Origin of the sequence: Megasphaera jansseni (assembly GCF_047974155.1) — a bacterium.
Lineage (GTDB): Bacteria > Bacillota > Negativicutes > Veillonellales > Megasphaeraceae > Megasphaera.
Genome location: NZ_JBHYRR010000031.1, coordinates 24,108 through 40,713, shown reverse-complemented (window position 1 = coordinate 40,713; position 16,606 = coordinate 24,108). Strand labels below are relative to the sequence as shown.

Here is a 16,606-nt window from a genome sequence, read left to right as displayed (position 1 = left end):
AGTCAAACTGGTGTCTTTGTACCCGGATTTAAGCAAATGACCGATTGTTGTATATATGGAAGAGACTATACACTAGCAGTTAGTTGTTAGCGGACGGTGATGAGTTCGTATTCCCGTGTCCCTAAGCCAATCTTTTCAGCGTGTTCCAACGTCGTTTTCCAATCGACATTAGGGTTGCTATCGAGGAAATGATCGTGATGGTGATGCCAATCAGGTTGTGCCAAATGATCCGACAACTGGCTGTTCGGCATAGGAGCCGCTTTCAGACAGGCATCGGCACAAGCCTGGTCGAGCGCAACCGGGTCAAAGGAAGCGAACATACCGATATCCGGCAGGATTGGTGCATCATTTTCAGCATGGCAGTCGCAGTTCGGCGAAACATCCATGACCAGATTGATATGGAAACACGGACGATCCTGACAAACGGCCTGTGCATATTCGGCCATCTTGCGGTCCAGTTTTTCACTGGCATCCCATTCTACCGTCTGAATAGCATCAAAAGCACAGGCACCGATGCAGCGGCCACAGCCTTTGCACAGGTCCTGATTGATATGGGCTACGTTATCTTCATAGGTAATGGCATCAGAACCGCATTCTGCAGCACAGCGATGACAGTTCTTACACTTGCTTTCATCGACTTTCGGTTTGCCCGACGAATGTTGTTCCATCTTGCCGGCACGGCTGCCACAGCCCATGCCGATGTTCTTGATAGCACCACCGAAACCGGTCATTTCATGGCCCTTGAAGTGAGCCAGGCTGATGAAAACGTCGGCATCCATGATGGCCCGGCCAATTTTTGCCTTTTCGACGTATTCCCCATTCTTGACCGGTACTTCGACTTCATCGGTTCCGCGCAGGCCGTCACCAATGATGATCTGACAGCCCGTCGTAACGGTATTGTACCCGTTGAGGTTGGCACAGTCCATGTGTTCCAAAGCATGTTTGCGGCTGCCCGGATAGAGCGTATTGCAATCCGTCAAGAAAGGACGGCCGCCCAATTCTTTGACCAAATCGGCAACGGCTTTGACATACTGCGGGCGCAGCGAAGCCAGACAGCCTAATTCACCGAAATGCATCTTGATGGCGACGAATTTCCCTTCAAAATCAATATTTTCGATGCCTGCTTTTTTGCAGAGCTTCTGCAGCTTCTGTAAATTGTTTTTTCCCGGACGGCAGCGGAAGTCCGTAAAGTATACTTTTGCTTTTTCCATAAACCTTACCTCCTAAAACAAGTTACTTTTATTGTATCACTTAAAGTACGCTCCAAGTCAATAATTTCTTTGTAAACCAATTGTCGAAAATCATTATGCAAAAAGCTTGACGGATACGGCATACCATGATATACTAGCAAAGTACCTTATGGAGCGGTATCGAAGTGGTCATAACGGGGCTGACTCGAAATCAGTTAGGCCGAAAGGTCTCGTGGGTTCGAATCCCACCCGCTCCGCCAGATAAAAACCGCATGGTTATGCTATTTATAGCATCCCATGCGGTTTTATTTTTTTGCCCAAAAATAGAAAAAAGCAGTGTTGTCCACCCTGTTGTCCACCCTTGAACTTAGATATTTGAATTTACCAGGGCATCCATAACATCCGCGATCTTAGACGCAGCCTTTCTGGTGACATGCTGATAAAGGTTTTGTGTGATAATAATACCTCAAGTATCCACCATCCAGAAAAACAATAATGATATTTTTTATAATCAAAATTGATGGCATGAAAATGTTCGTTTTCGTTCTAAGCCCCATCCCCTTAACCCGCTTACATCCTGTCCTGTTTCCAATGGTATTTCCGTCATATTTATATTATAATAATCTAAAAAGACGGAAAACCCACACAGTAAGAGCAAGGAGGGATATTTTATGAAAAGCATAGGTCAACGAATTAAAGAAGCAAGAAAATCAGGAACGAGCTGCATTGTATCGAGTCATGCAAAATCGTCTTTTTGCTATAGTTATCAATACTACTATAACAAAATCGCTTTTTTGTTATAGTTAATATATGCACTATGGCAAAACTTAGCATTTGCTACAGTTAAATTAAGGAGGCTATAATGGAAAGTCCAAAACTATCCATTTTATTCCATACCAACGAAGATAAATGGAATTCAATATATCATGCTCTTTTTGATGCCCCTACATCTCGTCATATCGACATTGAGATTAAACAATATCAATCTTCTCATGGTTTCCCCGCATTCTTTTACTATACAGAAGAAATCGTAATGCTATTAACAAAAATGATGGAAGAACAGGCAAAACTTATCGCTATTACGGATACTCTTCCCAATATTGCGTTACAACATTTTACTAAATCTTGCTTAATCGAGGAAATACAATCAACAAATGATATTGAAGGCGTTCATAGTACTAGAAAAGAAATAAACACAGCTATCGATGAACAATTAAATATAGAAAATAAAAATAATACTCGCCTCTGGGGAATTGTTAATAAGTATTTAAAACTTCAAAACAAAGAAAATATTCCATTTAATACAAGTCAGGATTTAAGAATATTTTACGACGATTTTGTATTGGATGAAGTATATCGTGAAGATGCTGGCGATAAGCCAGATGGATCTATTTTTAGAAAAGGAAGTGTAGATGTCACCTCCAATTCAAAAATAATTCATCGGGGGGTATTTCCAGAAGAAAAAATCATCGATTATATGAATAAGGCCCTAGCTGTTTTACAAGATGATTCAATTCCTAGTATAATCAGAATTTCTGTATATCACTATCTCTTTGGGTATATCCATCCTTTTTATAACGGTAATGGAAGGACATCTCGGTTTATTACATCTTATTATTTATCAAAAGTTATAAACCCCTTAGTATCTTATCGCTTATCTATAACTATAAAAAAATCTTTAAGAACTTACTATAAATTATTTGATATTACAAATTCCTATGGAAATCGCGGAGATATTACGCCATTCATTACTGGATTCATGTGGCTTATATTAAAAAGCATAACCAGAACAACTGAAATACTCAATGATAAAATGAGCGACTTAATAAGCTTTAATAACAGGTTAAAACAACTAAATATGAATTCTAAAGACCTGGCGATATATTATGTACTTCTACAAGCGGCTTTATTTTCAGATGAAGGTGCTTCTCTGGATGAAATTGCTCAAACAGTAAAACAACATCCTGCTACCATTAAGCGTCATCTCCAAAAATATCCAGCTAATCATATTTTAATCAATACGGCTCATCGTGCGCATTTATACCGTTTAAATCTTGATGTTTTCTAGTTTAGAAATAAAAAAATCGACCGCATAAGAATCAGGATTTCGAGGAAATAGCTATTTATTGTGCATTGAGATATACTGCGATGGTCCGTGAAATCAGTTAGGCCGAAAGGTCTCGTGGGTTCGAATCCCACCCGCTCCGCCAAAGCAGAAGCGCACTAATAAGTCCTTTATGGAACTTGTCGGTGCGCTTTTTCTATACCTCCATTTTCTTATGTTTCAGTAACCATTGTTTGATTCCATCACAATCTAAATGATCAGCAGCAACATCAACTACCATATCTTCCAATTCTTGTTGTGTATAATCTAAATCAATCCCATTGACGTAAAGAAATACCAACATGCTATGGATAGCAGATCGTTTATTGCCATCACAAAATGGGTGATTTTTTGTAAGACCATAACACAATCTAGCGGCTTTATCTAAAATAGTAGGATAAAGTTCTTCCCCAGCAAATGACTGAAATGGAGTATTTACGGCAGATTCCAGCAAATTCATATCATGAATTCCTTTATCCATAACATATCTCTGCTCCATTTCTTCATGAAAAGCAAGTACATCTTCTAGGATAATTTCTATCAATATTTGCTCGTGTTTCATCGATTTTCTAAGTCCCTGTAGGCTTTTTCATTACGCTTAAACATAAGCTGGGAGGCCTCACGGATTTTTTCTTTTATTTCTTGATTTCCTTTGCTGGTAAGAATTTTTCTTGCACCAGATACTTTGATTCCTTTAGCAGAATTAGATAAATTCATTACATTCATCTCCTTACATACATTTTTACTCACTATAGGTGATATGGACTCATTATAAATAAGTATATCACAACTGGCGAAGTATTTACTATCCAAGCATCAAAAAAGGGTTTGTCGTTATGCGACAAACCCTTTTAAGTTGTTAGTGGCTAGCAGTTAGTTGTTAGCAGATGGCTTTAAATTTAAAGTTTTCTCTGCAAACTATAAACTCTATGTTACAAACTATAAAGTAAAAGGGACTGCGCATGATGAAAATCTTCGTACGACAGCCCCTTTTGAGTATTAAGTTTGTAGTTTTTAGTGAAAAGCTTACTGCTGCGCACGGCGCATGGCTTTTTTACGATCGTGTTTGTCGAGGATAGCTTTGCGGATACGGATGCTCTTCGGTGTAACTTCTACGAGTTCATCGTCGTTAATCCATTCCAGGGATTTTTCCAGACCCATTTCCTGCGGCGGCGTGAGGCGGAGTGCTTCATCCGATGCGGAGGAACGGGTGTTGGTCAAGTGTTTCTTCTTGCACGGATTGACATCGATGTCGACGTCGCGGTTGCTTTCACCGACGACCTGGCCGAGGTAGATTTCTTCGCCCGGTTTGATGAACATCGTGCCGCGGTCCTGCAAGTTGAAGATGCCGTAGCCTGTCGTCGTGCCCGATTCAAAGGCAACTAAGCTGCCGCGTGTACGGCCCGGAATTTCGCCTTTCCAAGGAGCATAGCCGTGGAAGACGTGGTACATGATACCATTGCCCTTGGTAGCTGTAAGGAATTCGCTGCGGAAGCCGATAAGGCCGCGGGCTGGAATGATGAATTCCAGACGGGTGTAGCCGGAAATATCGGTCATGTTGACCATTTCAGCTTTACGGGTACCGAGTTTTTCCATGACAGCGCCCATGAATTCAGGCGGAACGTCGATGGTGAGGGCTTCCAGCGGTTCACATTTCTGACCGTTGATTTCCTTGGTGATGACGCTCGGTTTGCCGATCTGAAGTTCATAGCCCTGACGGCGCATTTCTTCGATGAGGACAGCGATGTGGAGTTCGCCACGGCCCGATACTTTGAAGGCATCGGCGCTGTCTGTTTCTTCAACGCGCAGGGAGACGTTGGTCTGGACTTCGCGGAACAGGCGGTCGCGGAGGTGACGGCTGGTAACGTATTCCCCTTCCTGGCCGGCAAAGGGGCTGTCGTTGACGTAGAAAATCATGGACAGCGTCGGTTCGTCGATGTTGATTTTCGGCAAAGCTTCCGGATTCTGCGGGTCCGTAACGGTTTCGCCGATTTTGAGGTCCGGGATGCCGACGATGCAGGCGATTTCGCCCATAGCAGCTTCATCCTGTTCGACACGTTTCAGGCCTTCATAGGTATAGACGCGGCCAATCTTGGCTTTGCGCTGGCCTTCGCCATCGGTGACGACGACGTTCTGGTTCGGATGCATCTTGCCACGGACGATACGGCCGATAGCAATCTTGCCGACATAATCATCATAGTCCAGGGTCGTGACCATGAACTGCAGCGGGCCATCAGCATCGCCTTTCGGGCACGGGCAGTATTTGATGATCGTCTTGAACAACGGTTCGAGGTTATCGCTGTCATCATCCATGGAGTATTTAGCAATACCATCACGGCCGTTAGCATAGACGACCGGGAAATCGAGCTGTTCATCCGTAGCATCGAGTTCCATGAACAATTCGAGAACTTCGTCTTCAACTTCGGCAACGCGGGCACCGGGTTTGTCGATTTTGTTGATGACGACGATTGGTTTCAATTTCTGTTCCAAAGCCTTGCGCAGAACGTATTTGGTCTGCGGCATCGGGCCTTCAAAAGCATCGACGAGGAGCAGTACGCCGTCTACCATGTTCAGTACACGTTCTACTTCGCCGCCGAAGTCAGCATGCCCCGGGGTGTCGACGATGTTGATCTTGACGCCTTCGTGCATGACAGATGTATTTTTGGACAAGATTGTAATGCCGCGTTCACGTTCAATATCCCCAGAGTCCATGACACGTTCTTCGACTTTTTCGTTAGAACGGAAAACATGGCTCTGTTTGAGCATGGCATCGACCAATGTCGTTTTGCCATGGTCGACGTGGGCAATAATTGCAATATTACGAATATCTTTGCGTTCCATCTAATGTCCTCTCTCTCATAAACAAATATTGGGTTGTATATAACTAGATAAGTATAGCATGGATTACACAGAAATGCAAAGCCGCCTGCTGAATTTATTGTCAACAGGCGGTAAAATATCAGATCGATTTTCCTAATTCATAGGCTTTCTGCATCCATTCCGGATGGGTACCGGCCAGGTTGGCCTCGCTCATGCCGCCGGCGTTGAAGCCGCCGGCATAATGGGCTTTGTCGAAGCAGCAGATCCAGCCGTCGAGCGTCGATACGGCCCGTTTTGCCGTGTCCGGTGCGTCATCGGCCGATACGGTGATGAGGTAGATGTCACGGAAGCGGTAAGGCTGGCCGTAGAGCGGATTGGTCCTGTCGAGGAAGGTCTTCAGCTGGCCGCAGATATCATAATAATAGATGGGAGAGGCAAAGACGACGACGTCCGCTTCCTGGACCTTCTTGATGAGGTCGTTGGCATCGTCCTGAATGGGACAGTAGAGCAGGCGGTGGCAGGCCATGCAGCCTTCACAATAGCGGATGTCCCGCCCTGCCAGGCTGAGGACTTCCACGTCATGACCGGCTTCGACGGCGCCGCGGCCGGCTTCGCGGGCCAGTTGTTCCGAATTGCTGTTAGGACGCAGGCTGGAAGAGAGGATAAGGACTTTTTTAGCCATAAGACAACACCCTTTCACAAAAACTAGGCTCTATTTTTCTGGAGCATGATCTTTAAGATTTCATCGTCGGTCTGCTGCATCCCGCGGGAAGCCAGGAGACCGACGTTCTTGAGACATTCTTCGGCCGCGTTGGCTACCAGGCCGTCTGTACCCTGGACGCGCACGTCATTGAGGGCCAGGAGGACCGCTTCATAGGCCGCATGGACCGACGCCGACACCTTCATGGAGCAACTGTTGGCCGCGCCGTCGCAGACCATGCCGACGATGGACCCGGACATGGTAGCCAGGGCCTTCTCGATGACCTGCAGCGGGTCCTTTTCGGCCAGCAGCCAAGCCATACCGGCAGCCGCCCCCATGGAAGCCGTAACGGTAGCACAGAAAGCCGATAATTTCGGCAGATAGCCATGGGCATAAATGGCGACCATGCTGGACAAGGCCAGGGCCCGCAGCCGCCGTTCCGGGGTAATGCCGAGGGCATCGGCAACGACCGTCACCGGTTCCGTCGCCGCAATGCCCTGATTGCCAGAACCGGAATTAGTCATGGCCGGGAAAGCCGCCCCACCCATGCGGGCATCGGAAGCCGCGACCGTGCGGATCTGGATGCGATGGGACAAGTCATCGGCCAATACGCCTTTATCGACCATCTGCTGTAAGGTATAGCCAATCTTCAAGCCGTATTTCCCGGTCAATCCTTCTTTCGACAACTGGTCGTTGAGCCGCTCTGCTTCCTTTAGGAAATCGATGGCCTCAAGCGGCACGTGTTCGGCAAAGTCGACGATATCCGCTAAGGTCAGCGTATGGAGGAAGGCAATCTTGGGGTCTTCCCCGCTCCCCGCTTCGATGCGCTGGTCCAAGAGGACTTTGCCGTCCTTTTCTACAAAGACGATGTTCGTGTGGTCGTCGGTGATGACCACGCGGACGCGATGATTTTCACCATAGACGACGGCTTCGGCATAGAGGACATGGGGCGTATCTTCCTGGACGGATACGGTAACCTTGCCGTCGTTGACGTACTGCTTGCCCAGGGCGACGATATCCGGCGTCAAGGCCTTCAAGACCTGCAAGCCCGCGTCAGCATCTCCCCCAAGGGCACCGACAGCGGCGGCAATATAGAGGCCCGGCGTCCCTGTCCCCGGCACGGTGACACCCATGCCGTTCTTCATCAGGTTCGCCGACACGCGGGCGTCGATAAAGCGCACGGCTTCGCCCAGTTCACGGGCTGCCGTCGCCGCCGCATAGGCCAGGGCAATCGGTTCCGTACAACCCGTCGCCGGCGTCACATCCTGTTTGATGATGCTAATCATGTTGTTCCACATAGCCATTTTATCCATAACTATCCCTGCTTTCTCCGGTAGATTCGGTAAATCGTATCACGTACTTTTCAATACCATCATATCATGATTCCTATGAGAAAACAATATGGTTATGCCGCCGTCCGCAGACCGCAGTTGGCAGTTCGCCGCTCTTTTAGGTCCTTCGCATATTGCAAGAGAGAAAAAAAGGAGCTGTCGCACGAAGCCAAAATGGCTTAATGCGACAGCCCCTACAGAATATGTACGATTTCCCAGCCAGTTTGCTAGAAGAATCACCCAAATCCCTAACGGGCCGCCCACGGGCGGCCCCTACAAACTCCATACTAGCGGATGGATTAAATTTTAATCTTCGCCGATGATGCGGACTTCCGGTTCCAAGTGGACACCGTGGGCCTTTTCGACACGTTTCTGGACTTCGTGGATGACGTTGAGGACATCCCGGGCCGATGCGTGACCCGTGTTGACGACGAAGCCGGCGTGTTTCATCGAGACCTGGGCATCGCCGCACGAGAGGCCTTTGAGGCCCGTCTGGTCGATGAGGGTCCCGGCATAGTATCCCGGCGGCCGCTTGAAGGTACTGCCGGCACTGTGCATTTCCAAAGGCTGCTTGCTGCGGCGGCGGTTCATGAGGTCATCCATGCGGGCCTGGATTTCCTTGGGGTCGCCACTGCGCAGGGTCAATTCGACTTCGACGACGAATTCCTGGGATTTCTGGAACCGGCTCTGGCGATAAGAAAAGCCGAGGTTCGGTGCATCATAGGTATGGACACCGCCCGTACTGTTGACCGTGCGGACCCGCGATACGACGTGGCTCATTTCCCCGTCATAGGCACCGGCGTTCATGAAAACGGCACCACCTAAGGTACCGGGGATACCGCAGGCAAATTCGATACCCGTCAGGCTGTTTTCCTGAGCAAACTGACAGACATCCTTCAGCATGAAGCCGGCGCTGGCCATGATTTTCCGATCGTGGCAGGCCAATACCTTCTTCATCGTATTCAGCTGGATGACGACGCCGCGGATACCCCCATCGCGGACGAGGACGTTCGAGCCGCCGCCGAGGACGGTAACGGGCAGGTCCAGCCGACGGGCTGCCCGGATAGCCAAGGACATTTCCTTGACCGATTCCGGCAGGATCAGGACATCAGCCGGACCGCCGACAGCAAACGTCGTGTGTTCGCTCATCGGTTCGTCCAGCAGGATCCGTTCCATGGGAACGGAGATACTTAATTCGGAGACGAAAGTCGTCAGTGCATATTTATTGATCAAGGATGCTCATTCCTTCTGCCATTGCATTTTGAATAATCTGGAACACTTCGCCGGCCATGGACTGCCATTTATTATAATGGTTTAAATATTCCACAGCGGTCTGATTGTTTTTAATGAATTCTGCCATCTGGTTCAAGTGGTCGATCTTCTTGCGGATCGGTTTGTCCCCCATGGACTGGGCATAGGCCAGCTGGGCCTGGAGCATGAGGAAATCGCGGACCAGATGCTTGGTCTTTTCGTCTTTGGCCAGTTCCTGACCGGCGGCGACGAGGTCCTTATATTCCTGGCATTCCTTGATGGCTGCCTCTAACTCATGGGCTTTATCATAAATTTCCACGTTCTACACCTCATCATTTCTGTAACTTAAAGATTCTTTATACCGATGCCGCTCTTGGCCATGCCCGGGAATCCGAGCTGGCGCATCGCTTCATACGATACGATAGCGACGGTATTCGACAAGTTCAGGCTGCGCGCCTGTTCGACCATCGGTACACGGAAGCAGCGTTCCGGATTGGCTTTCAGGAGGTCCTCCGGAAGGCCTTTCGTTTCCTTCCCGAATACGAGCATATCATCGTATTGGAACTGGATATCGGCATAACACTGTTCCGATTTCGTCGTCAAATAAAAAAAGCGATGATCTTTGTATTTGTCCAGGACTTCCTGAAAATTCTCATGGATCTGGACATCGACGAGCGACCAGTAATCGAGACCGGCCCGTTTTAAATGCTTGTCATCGATGGAAAAGCCCAGGGGCTTGACCAAATGCAGCGTAATATGATTCGCTGCGCATAAACGGGCGACATTGCCCGTATTGCCGGGGATTTCCGGCTCTACCATTACGATATGCATACTTATATCACTCTCCAATGGATATTGTACAGGATTTATGCAGGAAGTACAAGAGGAACATTGCGTTTCCAGCCTTTTTATGATATACTTATAAATAATAGTTATTATTTAATAGAAATGTAAAGTTTCTGTTGATTTTAGAAAGAGGTGTCAATTATTATGGATAACTTTGATAACATTGCCCAGTACCCCATGTATTTCGCTCCCGGCTGTAAATTGCTGCAGCTGCAGCCCCAGATGGTTTCCGACGTCTACGATTACCTGCGCCAGCTCTTCGGCAGCAAAATCAAACTGTATACACGCTGCTGCGCTCTCGACGACGCCAACCAGCACAACGACGAAGCCGTCTTCATCACGCTCTGCGACACGTGCTACAAGATTTACGGCGAAACCTACGCCAACCTGCACATGCGCGACTTCTGGAACGTCTACGACGAATACAAGGACGTCTATCCTTTAGGTGAAAAAGAAGGCGAACTCCGCCAGACCTTGAAGAATACCTTCTGTGGCTCCCTTCCGCAGGAACACGTCAAGAGCTGGTTCGAAGAATGGAAGAAATGGAGTTTGAATAGTACAGAAAAAGACTAATTCGTCTTTAAGGAGCAGAGGCTATCATGAAATTCACTTACTACGGTCATTCCGCATTCACACTTTCCGATGACGTGACGACGATTCTTTTTGACCCGTTCATTACGGACAATCCCTGGACTCAGGTCTGTCCGACAGACATTGCCTGCCAGTATGTTATCGTCACCCACTGCCACGGCGACCACTACGGCGACACCGAAGCCATTGCCAAAGCCAATGACGCGACGGTCATCAGCACCGCCGAAGTAGCCGGCAAAGCTGGAGAAGCTGGCTGTAAGGCCCATGCCATGCATGTCGGCGGCAGTGCGGATTTCCCCTTTGGCAAAGTACGGCTGACCCCGGCCTTCCACGGGTCTGGCATTGCCGGAGGGCTAGCCTGCGGTGTTATCGTCGAATTCGGCGGCAAACGCATCTACTATGCCGGCGATACAGGCCTCTTCTCAGACATGAAAATCCTCGACCGTTTCGGACAAATCGACTGCGCTATCCTGCCTATCGGCGACAACTTCACCATGGGCATGGATGACGCCGCCCTGGCCGCCCTCTGGGTCCAGCCGCGCTTCGTCATCCCCGTCCATTACAAGACCTGGCCGATCATCGAAGCAGACCCGCAGGAATATAAGAAGCTCACAGAAACGAAATACAACATCCCCGTCCAGGTCGTCGACCCGGGGACGACGTATGAATTCTAATCATGATCCTTCCTGATTTCTACGAGCGCTTTGGCTGTAAAGCCGGTACCTGTCAGCACACGTGCTGCCGGGGCTGGGACATCGACATCGACGACGTGACGGCGGACTATTACCAGCAGCTCGAAGGCCCCTTAGGCGAAGCCATCCGCCAGCATATCACCCAAGGGCCGGACGGCTGGCATTTCTGCCTCACGGCGGAAGGGAACTGCCCCTTTCTCCGCCCAGACGGCCTGTGTCAGCTCATCCGCCAGGCCGGGGACGATATCCTCTGCGATATCTGTGCTCTCCATCCGCGCTTCTTCCAGGTCGTCCGCGATGGCAGCGGGCAGGACATCGAGCTCGGCGGCGTCGGGCTATGCTGTGAAGCAGCCTGTGAACTGCTCCTCAGCGAAACGGAGCCCCTCACTTTCTACGACAGCGAAACAGGCCGATCCATCGGCAGCCTGACTCAGCTGCTAGAATGGCTGGGCTATCCCCTGCCAGACCGGGAACTCATCTATCAGCCCGCGATAGCCCAAAAGGACACTGAGCGGCTCCTGGGCGTCTTATCCCGCACGGAACCGATTGACGATGCCTGGACGGATCAGCTGAAAGCCTTACCGGCTCAAATAGCGAAATCGGCCGATGCCATGGCCCTGACCGGGAACCCCGGAATGGCCGGACGCTATCAGCGCATATACGATTACATCTTTTACCGCCAGCTGGAAACCTTTGCCGACGTCCCGTCAGACTTCCTGGCCACCTATGCCGGACGCAGCACGGACTTCATCGCCCTCACAGCCGCCGCCACGGGCGACCTGCCCGAAGCGGTACGCCGCTGGTCGGAACAAATCGAATACGATACGGACAACGTGGCGCTCCTCAAGAAAGCGGCAGCGGCCGGAGAATTTTGACTTTTCCGGCATTTCGTGACAGCCATGGCCACTTTGCCCGTCCCTATCGAAATAGGCGCGTCTTTCGTGCTATAGTAGAGAAAAATCCCTTATCCTAAAAGGAGGTCCTTCTCTTGATCATAGCCGAAGACGCGCCTATTCGCGTACTCATCCGCAACCACTTAGACTTCAAAGGCAAAGTCAGCCGCAAACGCTACCTGCACTTCCGACTGTTCAGCATCCTGCCCATCTGCCTCATCATCTGGCTCCAGCACCTGGCCTCGCAGGGCGGACCGCAGGCCCTGGAATACACCATCGCCTCGTGCATCATCGCCCTTCTCCTCATCCCCGTCGACTTCTCTTATATGATACGGCGCTACCATGACCTGGGGAAATCCGGCTGGTACTGCATCATCAACGTTCTGGCCCGCAACATCTGGTTCGCCGCCCTGGCCGTCGAAATCTTCCTCTGCTGGAAAGAGAAAATAGAATAGGGGCCTGACGGCCCGCCGGTCGCCGGTCGCAGTTCGCAGGCCGCCTCGGATTCAAATGCCGCTGCGCGACGATAAATTCAGAAAAACTACATCGGCTCGTGGTTCGTGGCTCGTGGCTCGTGGCTCGTGGTTCGTGGCTCGTGGCTCGTGGTTCGTGGCTTGTGGCTCGTAAAAGCCTGCCATTATACTCGAACAGGATGTGGCCAAAGCTCACAGCGGGCCGCACAAGGCTCCCTTTATAGGGGAGCTGGCCGCCAAAGGCGGTCTGAGAGGTTAAAGGTCGTTCCCTACGCACAAAGTCGCTGGCCGTGTATTTTTGCGGTCCGCAGGACCGCGGCGACCTGCGGACTGCCCGTTTAACGATGAACGACCTACAATTAACGTAAAAAGAGGCTGTCTTAATGCGACAGCCTCTTTTTGAGTTTCAAGTTTGCAGTTACTTATTCACGTTATTCTTCGCCGTAATCTCGAAGGGGATCCGTTGTTCCCCTACGGATTTCTTGATGAAGATGTTGACGGCCGTCGACATGCTCATGCCGATGGAGTCGCAAAAGGTTTCAAAATCTTTTTTCAAATCCGCATCGATGCGGATACAAATCGTTGTCTGTGCCATAATACCCCTCTATTTCTTACCAACGTACTGACGGATCATTTCTCCCTGTTCTTTGGCCAGGGCTTCCAGTTCGGCAATCTTCTTATCCTGTTTATCGACAGTGTCTTCCAGGCTTTCAATCTTCTTGGCCATGGCCGTCTTCGACGTCGTGATGCCGCTGCCCTGTCCAATCTTGAAGCTCAGGCCGGCGTTGAACATGTTTTCACCGTTGCCGAAGTTCGTGCCCAGGCTGAACATGGTATCTTCATTGGGACGATAGAAGGCGCCGAAAGCGACGCTGTTGGCATTGCGGTAATTGCCATAGCCGACGGCGAAGTCCCACTTGTCATCCGGGTCGAAGTCCAGCGGATGAAGGGCTGCCAAAGCAGCGGCGCCGGCACCGACCTTGTTGACGCGGTTATCGAGATTGGAAACGCGGTTATTGATGTGGTAAATGGATTCTGCGTTGGCAGCGACCTGATGGTCCAAAGCCGTCAGGTTTTCACCAGCCGTGTTGGCCTGTCTGATGAAAGTCCCGTCTTTGGCGACTCTCGTTTCGTTGTAGACCGTACCGGCATTGACAGCGTTCTTGGACCCTTCTTCAATCGTCGTATTGGCGACATTCTTGATGGTCGTGTCTTCCCGCAGCGTGACGGTCTTGCTGTCATCACCGTCGTAGTTGACGGCATTCTTGGTCGCAGCCTTGAGCTGGTCTTCCGTAGCAGCCTGGCCGGAGGTAATGTTAGCAGCATCCCAGGTCTTGTTATTCAAGCCGCCAATTGTGCCTTTATTATCCTTGTTGATTGTTACCTTACCAATCGAAGCGGAGTTAGATGTAATGCTGTTGACATTGAGGTCTTTGGCAATATCCACCGTATACGTCATCGGGCCATCTTTTTCATCGTTTGTCTTTACATTCACATTGCTGGAACCGGCTTCAACCTTGACCGATTTTTTCGCAATATTATTAATGACTGTTTCTCCAGCTTTTGTAATATTGGACAAGTTTGTATTTGCCTTTGTCTCCTGTAAGATCTCGATATTTTTACTGTTTGTATCGATACGGGCCGAATTCTGCTCGATAGCTCTGCCATTTTTTTCGATATTCTGGGCATTAGTCTGAACAAGGGCCGATGTCTGTTCGATGGCCTTGCTGTTCTTTTCGATGTTCTTGCTATTCGTGTCAATGCGGGCCGAGTTCTGTTCGATGGCCTTGCCGTTCTTTTCGATGTTCTTGGCATTCGTATCGATGCGGGCCGAGTTCTGTTCGATGGCCTTGCCGTTCTTTTCGATATTGTCCGCATTTGTCTTTACATTGGAATCAAGGGCCTCCAAATTTTCTGCAACGGTATTATCAGCCTGGATATAGTTCCCATCTTTATCAACGTGAACTTCTTTATAAACCGTATCACCGGAAAGAATTCCTGTATTTCCTTTTTGAATCTGGCCGTCCACCTTAACAGCAATCGTCTTGACTGTCTGCCCCTTTTCGTTCGGTGTTGCACTGTCTGTAATGCTGATATGTTCGCCTTCCTTAAGCTCCGTTAGCTGGCTAACATTAGCTGCATCCGTTGCTTTGACACCATCTTTGACATTGATGATGCGGCGCGTCATCCCCTTTTCACTGGACTGGCCAATCGATTTGCCGACGGAAACGACACCATCGTTGCCATCCGATTTCAGGATATCCCGCGTTGTTACCTGACTGCCATAGCCGAGGGCTACGCCACCTTCAACAGATGTTTCAGCGTTTAGCCCTATGGCCACACTGTAGGAACCGGAAGCAGAAGAAGCGCTGCCGATGGCAATGGACTGACTGCTCGTTGCACGTGCCTTTTCACCAATGGCTACAGAATCATTACTGCTTGACACTGTTTTATCCCCGATAGCAATGGCATTCACTCCTGATGCTTCTGATGAAAGCCCTGCGGATATGGAACGATCGCCTGTCGCCTGGGCAGTGGTTCCCAGGCCAATAGAATCTGTTCCTGAAGCAACGGTGTAATCACCAAAAGCCGCTGCTCTATAGTTGACTGCCTGCGCTCCGGTGCCAACTGCCGTTGCACCGTTCGCATTATTCGGATCTAGTGGATTTTCCTGATTACCTGCCTTGCTTTGGTATCCAATAGCGACATTCGCTCCGCCAAGAGAACTGATATGATTACCAAGTGTAATGGAATTCGAACTGTGAACGGTATTATTATCGCCGTCAATAACGATGCCAAAGCTGCCAGTCGTGTCGTTTGTCGTGTTATTTGTCGTGTTATTTGCGGCAAAAACCATGGTCGGTCCACATGCCAAAGTAACCGTATTGTTATCACCGACGATTTCAGCATTGCTACTGTCAGTAACCTTATTTTTCTTATCAGTAATATTTGCGTTGATATCTTTATTCTTCGGACCTGTATTCGTGACTTCGTTTCCATTGCTATCCGTCACAGTGGTATTATCCGCAGCCATAACCGGCGAATAAGCTAATCCCCCAACAGTCAGCAGACTGGCAACGACAGCAACCAGGGCGGCTTTACCTAAATACCCCCCCCGGTGAACATTCTCAGTTGTATGTTCGCTCTTACAGGACGATTTGTGTTGGCCTTTAGCTAATTCTGATACAACGACATAGCATCGTCTAGCTTTGTTCCAAATGACTTTATACGTTCGATTCATAAGAAACAGCTCTTTTCTTTTTATTATATGAATTTATACAACTAATAAATAGCATGCTTGTAATAAAACTGTTATCTTATTATAGCATACAAAGCCACAAAACAAAGCTATATATAGTCATCTATAAGCCATCACTAAGCTGTTGACTTGCATTTTGTAATTACTATTTTAATATATTATAAATATAATCAATTATAAAAATATGTAGATAGTAAGACAAAAATTTTCTGCGATTTTTTTGTAAAATGATAAAGCCTGACAGCCGGGCGTGGATTCGTTCGTCGTAGGTCGTAGTTCGTTCATCGAATTTGGGGACGGCCCCGCAGTTCGCAGACCGCAGTTCGCAGGCCGCCTCGGAGTCAAATGCCGCTATGCGGCAACAGATTCAAACTGACGACATCGCCTCGAGTGACCCTCGGCTCGTGGAAAAGACCGTGGTTCGTGGCTCGTGGTTCGTGGCTCGTAAAAGCCTGC

16 protein-coding genes and 1 tRNA gene are annotated in these 16,606 nt (G+C 49.0%); 6 read left to right on the top strand and 11 right to left on the bottom strand.

All coding sequences use genetic code 11. The features are described from left to right. Nucleotides 1–86: 86 nt before the first annotated feature. The gene (locus tag ACE418_RS11175) at nucleotides 87–1,211 is read right to left on the bottom strand and encodes a DUF362 domain-containing protein (RefSeq protein ID WP_416450677.1); all 1,125 of its coding nucleotides are present in this window, start codon (nucleotides 1,209–1,211) and stop codon (nucleotides 87–89) included. Between the two features lie 150 nt (nucleotides 1,212–1,361). On the opposite strand from ACE418_RS11175, the gene ACE418_RS11170 reads away from it, so the two are divergent. Continuing rightward, nucleotides 1,362–1,450, top strand: a tRNA-Ser gene (locus tag ACE418_RS11170). Between the two features lie 602 nt (nucleotides 1,451–2,052). Then, on the top strand, nucleotides 2,053–3,258 hold the full coding sequence (locus ACE418_RS11165; RefSeq protein ID WP_416450676.1) for a Fic family protein: 1,206 nt from the start codon (nucleotides 2,053–2,055) through the stop codon (nucleotides 3,256–3,258). A gap of 193 nt (nucleotides 3,259–3,451) precedes the next feature. On the opposite strand, the gene ACE418_RS11160 is transcribed toward ACE418_RS11165, so the two are convergent. From ACE418_RS11160 to trmL, 8 genes are all read right to left on the bottom strand, one after another. Further along, nucleotides 3,452–3,856 carry a type II toxin-antitoxin system death-on-curing family toxin gene (locus tag ACE418_RS11160; RefSeq protein WP_416450675.1) on the bottom strand — a complete coding sequence of 135 codons (405 nt, stop codon included), beginning with the start codon at nucleotides 3,854–3,856 and terminating at the stop codon, nucleotides 3,452–3,454. Further along, complete coding sequence (locus ACE418_RS11155; RefSeq protein WP_416450674.1) at nucleotides 3,853–4,011, bottom strand: hypothetical protein; 159 nt, start codon at nucleotides 4,009–4,011, stop codon at nucleotides 3,853–3,855. Before ACE418_RS11155 ends, ACE418_RS11160 begins: the two co-directional genes overlap by 4 nt. Nucleotides 4,012–4,320: 309 nt before the next feature. Next, on the bottom strand, nucleotides 4,321–6,135 hold the full coding sequence (gene typA, locus ACE418_RS11150) for a translational GTPase TypA (RefSeq protein ID WP_287056604.1): 1,815 nt from the start codon (nucleotides 6,133–6,135) through the stop codon (nucleotides 4,321–4,323). A 118-nt stretch (nucleotides 6,136–6,253) separates the two neighbouring features. Further along, nucleotides 6,254–6,796: a flavodoxin family protein gene (locus ACE418_RS11145; RefSeq protein ID WP_416450673.1), complete on the bottom strand. Its 543-nt coding sequence runs from the start codon at nucleotides 6,794–6,796 to the stop codon at nucleotides 6,254–6,256. A gap of 23 nt (nucleotides 6,797–6,819) precedes the next feature. After that, nucleotides 6,820–8,127 (bottom strand): L-cysteine desulfidase family protein, encoded by a 1,308-nt coding sequence (locus ACE418_RS11140; RefSeq protein WP_416450672.1) that lies wholly within the window; start codon nucleotides 8,125–8,127, stop codon nucleotides 6,820–6,822. 324 nt (nucleotides 8,128–8,451) lie between these two features. Beyond that, complete coding sequence (gene murB, locus ACE418_RS11135; protein ID WP_292262419.1) at nucleotides 8,452–9,321, bottom strand: UDP-N-acetylmuramate dehydrogenase; 870 nt, start codon at nucleotides 9,319–9,321, stop codon at nucleotides 8,452–8,454. 46 nt (nucleotides 9,322–9,367) lie between these two features. Further along, nucleotides 9,368–9,715, bottom strand: coding sequence for a YlbF family regulator (locus tag ACE418_RS11130; protein ID WP_292262418.1), 348 nt, complete (start codon nucleotides 9,713–9,715; stop codon nucleotides 9,368–9,370). Between the two features lie 26 nt (nucleotides 9,716–9,741). Beyond that, a complete protein-coding gene (gene trmL / locus ACE418_RS11125) occupies nucleotides 9,742–10,227 on the bottom strand; it encodes a tRNA (uridine(34)/cytosine(34)/5-carboxymethylaminomethyluridine(34)-2'-O)-methyltransferase TrmL (protein ID WP_014016444.1) in 486 nt (161 codons plus the stop codon). A gap of 159 nt (nucleotides 10,228–10,386) precedes the next feature. Here trmL and ACE418_RS11120 point away from each other — a divergent pair, with 159 nt between their 5' ends. The 4 genes from ACE418_RS11120 (at nucleotide 10,387) to ACE418_RS11105 (ending at nucleotide 12,873) form a co-directional block, all read left to right on the top strand. Next, on the top strand, nucleotides 10,387–10,815 hold the full coding sequence (locus tag ACE418_RS11120; RefSeq protein ID WP_416450671.1) for a hypothetical protein: 429 nt from the start codon (nucleotides 10,387–10,389) through the stop codon (nucleotides 10,813–10,815). A gap of 26 nt (nucleotides 10,816–10,841) precedes the next feature. After that, a complete protein-coding gene (locus tag ACE418_RS11115) occupies nucleotides 10,842–11,507 on the top strand; it encodes a metal-dependent hydrolase (protein ID WP_416450670.1) in 666 nt (221 codons plus the stop codon). A 2-nt stretch (nucleotides 11,508–11,509) separates the two neighbouring features. After that, nucleotides 11,510–12,400, top strand: a complete 891-nt coding sequence (gene fliB / locus ACE418_RS11110; protein WP_416450669.1) for a flagellin lysine-N-methylase — start codon at nucleotides 11,510–11,512, stop codon at nucleotides 12,398–12,400. Nucleotides 12,401–12,513: 113 nt separating this feature from the next. Continuing rightward, the gene (locus ACE418_RS11105; protein ID WP_416450668.1) at nucleotides 12,514–12,873 is read left to right on the top strand and encodes a DUF805 domain-containing protein; all 360 of its coding nucleotides are present in this window, start codon (nucleotides 12,514–12,516) and stop codon (nucleotides 12,871–12,873) included. Between the two features lie 436 nt (nucleotides 12,874–13,309). Here ACE418_RS11105 and ACE418_RS11100 read toward each other — a convergent pair whose 3' ends face one another. Together ACE418_RS11100 and ACE418_RS11095 are read right to left on the bottom strand one after the other, a co-directional pair. Then, entirely contained in the window at nucleotides 13,310–13,486 is a 177-nt protein-coding gene (locus ACE418_RS11100; protein ID WP_416450667.1) for a type II toxin-antitoxin system RelB/DinJ family antitoxin, read from the bottom strand. A 9-nt stretch (nucleotides 13,487–13,495) separates the two neighbouring features. Then, nucleotides 13,496–16,132 carry an ESPR-type extended signal peptide-containing protein gene (locus ACE418_RS11095; RefSeq protein WP_416450666.1) on the bottom strand — a complete coding sequence of 879 codons (2,637 nt, stop codon included), beginning with the start codon at nucleotides 16,130–16,132 and terminating at the stop codon, nucleotides 13,496–13,498. Nucleotides 16,133–16,606 lie beyond the last annotated feature (474 nt).

What these genes read in the sequence shown, in the direction of transcription:
- ACE418_RS11175 (WP_416450677.1), bottom strand. Translation starts at nt 1,211, where the DNA reads ATGGAAAAAGCAAAAGTATACTTTACGGACTTCCGCTGCCGTCCGGGA.
- ACE418_RS11165 (WP_416450676.1), top strand. Translation starts at nt 2,053, where the DNA reads ATGGAAAGTCCAAAACTATCCATTTTATTCCATACCAACGAAGATAAA.
- ACE418_RS11160 (WP_416450675.1), bottom strand. Translation starts at nt 3,856, where the DNA reads ATGAAACACGAGCAAATATTGATAGAAATTATCCTAGAAGATGTACTT.
- ACE418_RS11155 (WP_416450674.1), bottom strand. Translation starts at nt 4,011, where the DNA reads ATGAATTTATCTAATTCTGCTAAAGGAATCAAAGTATCTGGTGCAAGA.
- typA (WP_287056604.1), bottom strand. Translation starts at nt 6,135, where the DNA reads ATGGAACGCAAAGATATTCGTAATATTGCAATTATTGCCCACGTCGAC.
- ACE418_RS11145 (WP_416450673.1), bottom strand. Translation starts at nt 6,796, where the DNA reads ATGGCTAAAAAAGTCCTTATCCTCTCTTCCAGCCTGCGTCCTAACAGC.
- ACE418_RS11140 (WP_416450672.1), bottom strand. Translation starts at nt 8,127, where the DNA reads ATGGATAAAATGGCTATGTGGAACAACATGATTAGCATCATCAAACAG.
- murB (WP_292262419.1), bottom strand. Translation starts at nt 9,321, where the DNA reads ATGGAACGGATCCTGCTGGACGAACCGATGAGCGAACACACGACGTTT.
- trmL (WP_014016444.1), bottom strand. Translation starts at nt 10,227, where the DNA reads ATGCATATCGTAATGGTAGAGCCGGAAATCCCCGGCAATACGGGCAAT.
- ACE418_RS11120 (WP_416450671.1), top strand. Translation starts at nt 10,387, where the DNA reads ATGGATAACTTTGATAACATTGCCCAGTACCCCATGTATTTCGCTCCC.
- ACE418_RS11115 (WP_416450670.1), top strand. Translation starts at nt 10,842, where the DNA reads ATGAAATTCACTTACTACGGTCATTCCGCATTCACACTTTCCGATGAC.
- fliB (WP_416450669.1), top strand. Translation starts at nt 11,510, where the DNA reads ATGATCCTTCCTGATTTCTACGAGCGCTTTGGCTGTAAAGCCGGTACC.
- ACE418_RS11100 (WP_416450667.1), bottom strand. Translation starts at nt 13,486, where the DNA reads ATGGCACAGACAACGATTTGTATCCGCATCGATGCGGATTTGAAAAAA.
- ACE418_RS11095 (WP_416450666.1), bottom strand. Translation starts at nt 16,132, where the DNA reads ATGAATCGAACGTATAAAGTCATTTGGAACAAAGCTAGACGATGCTAT.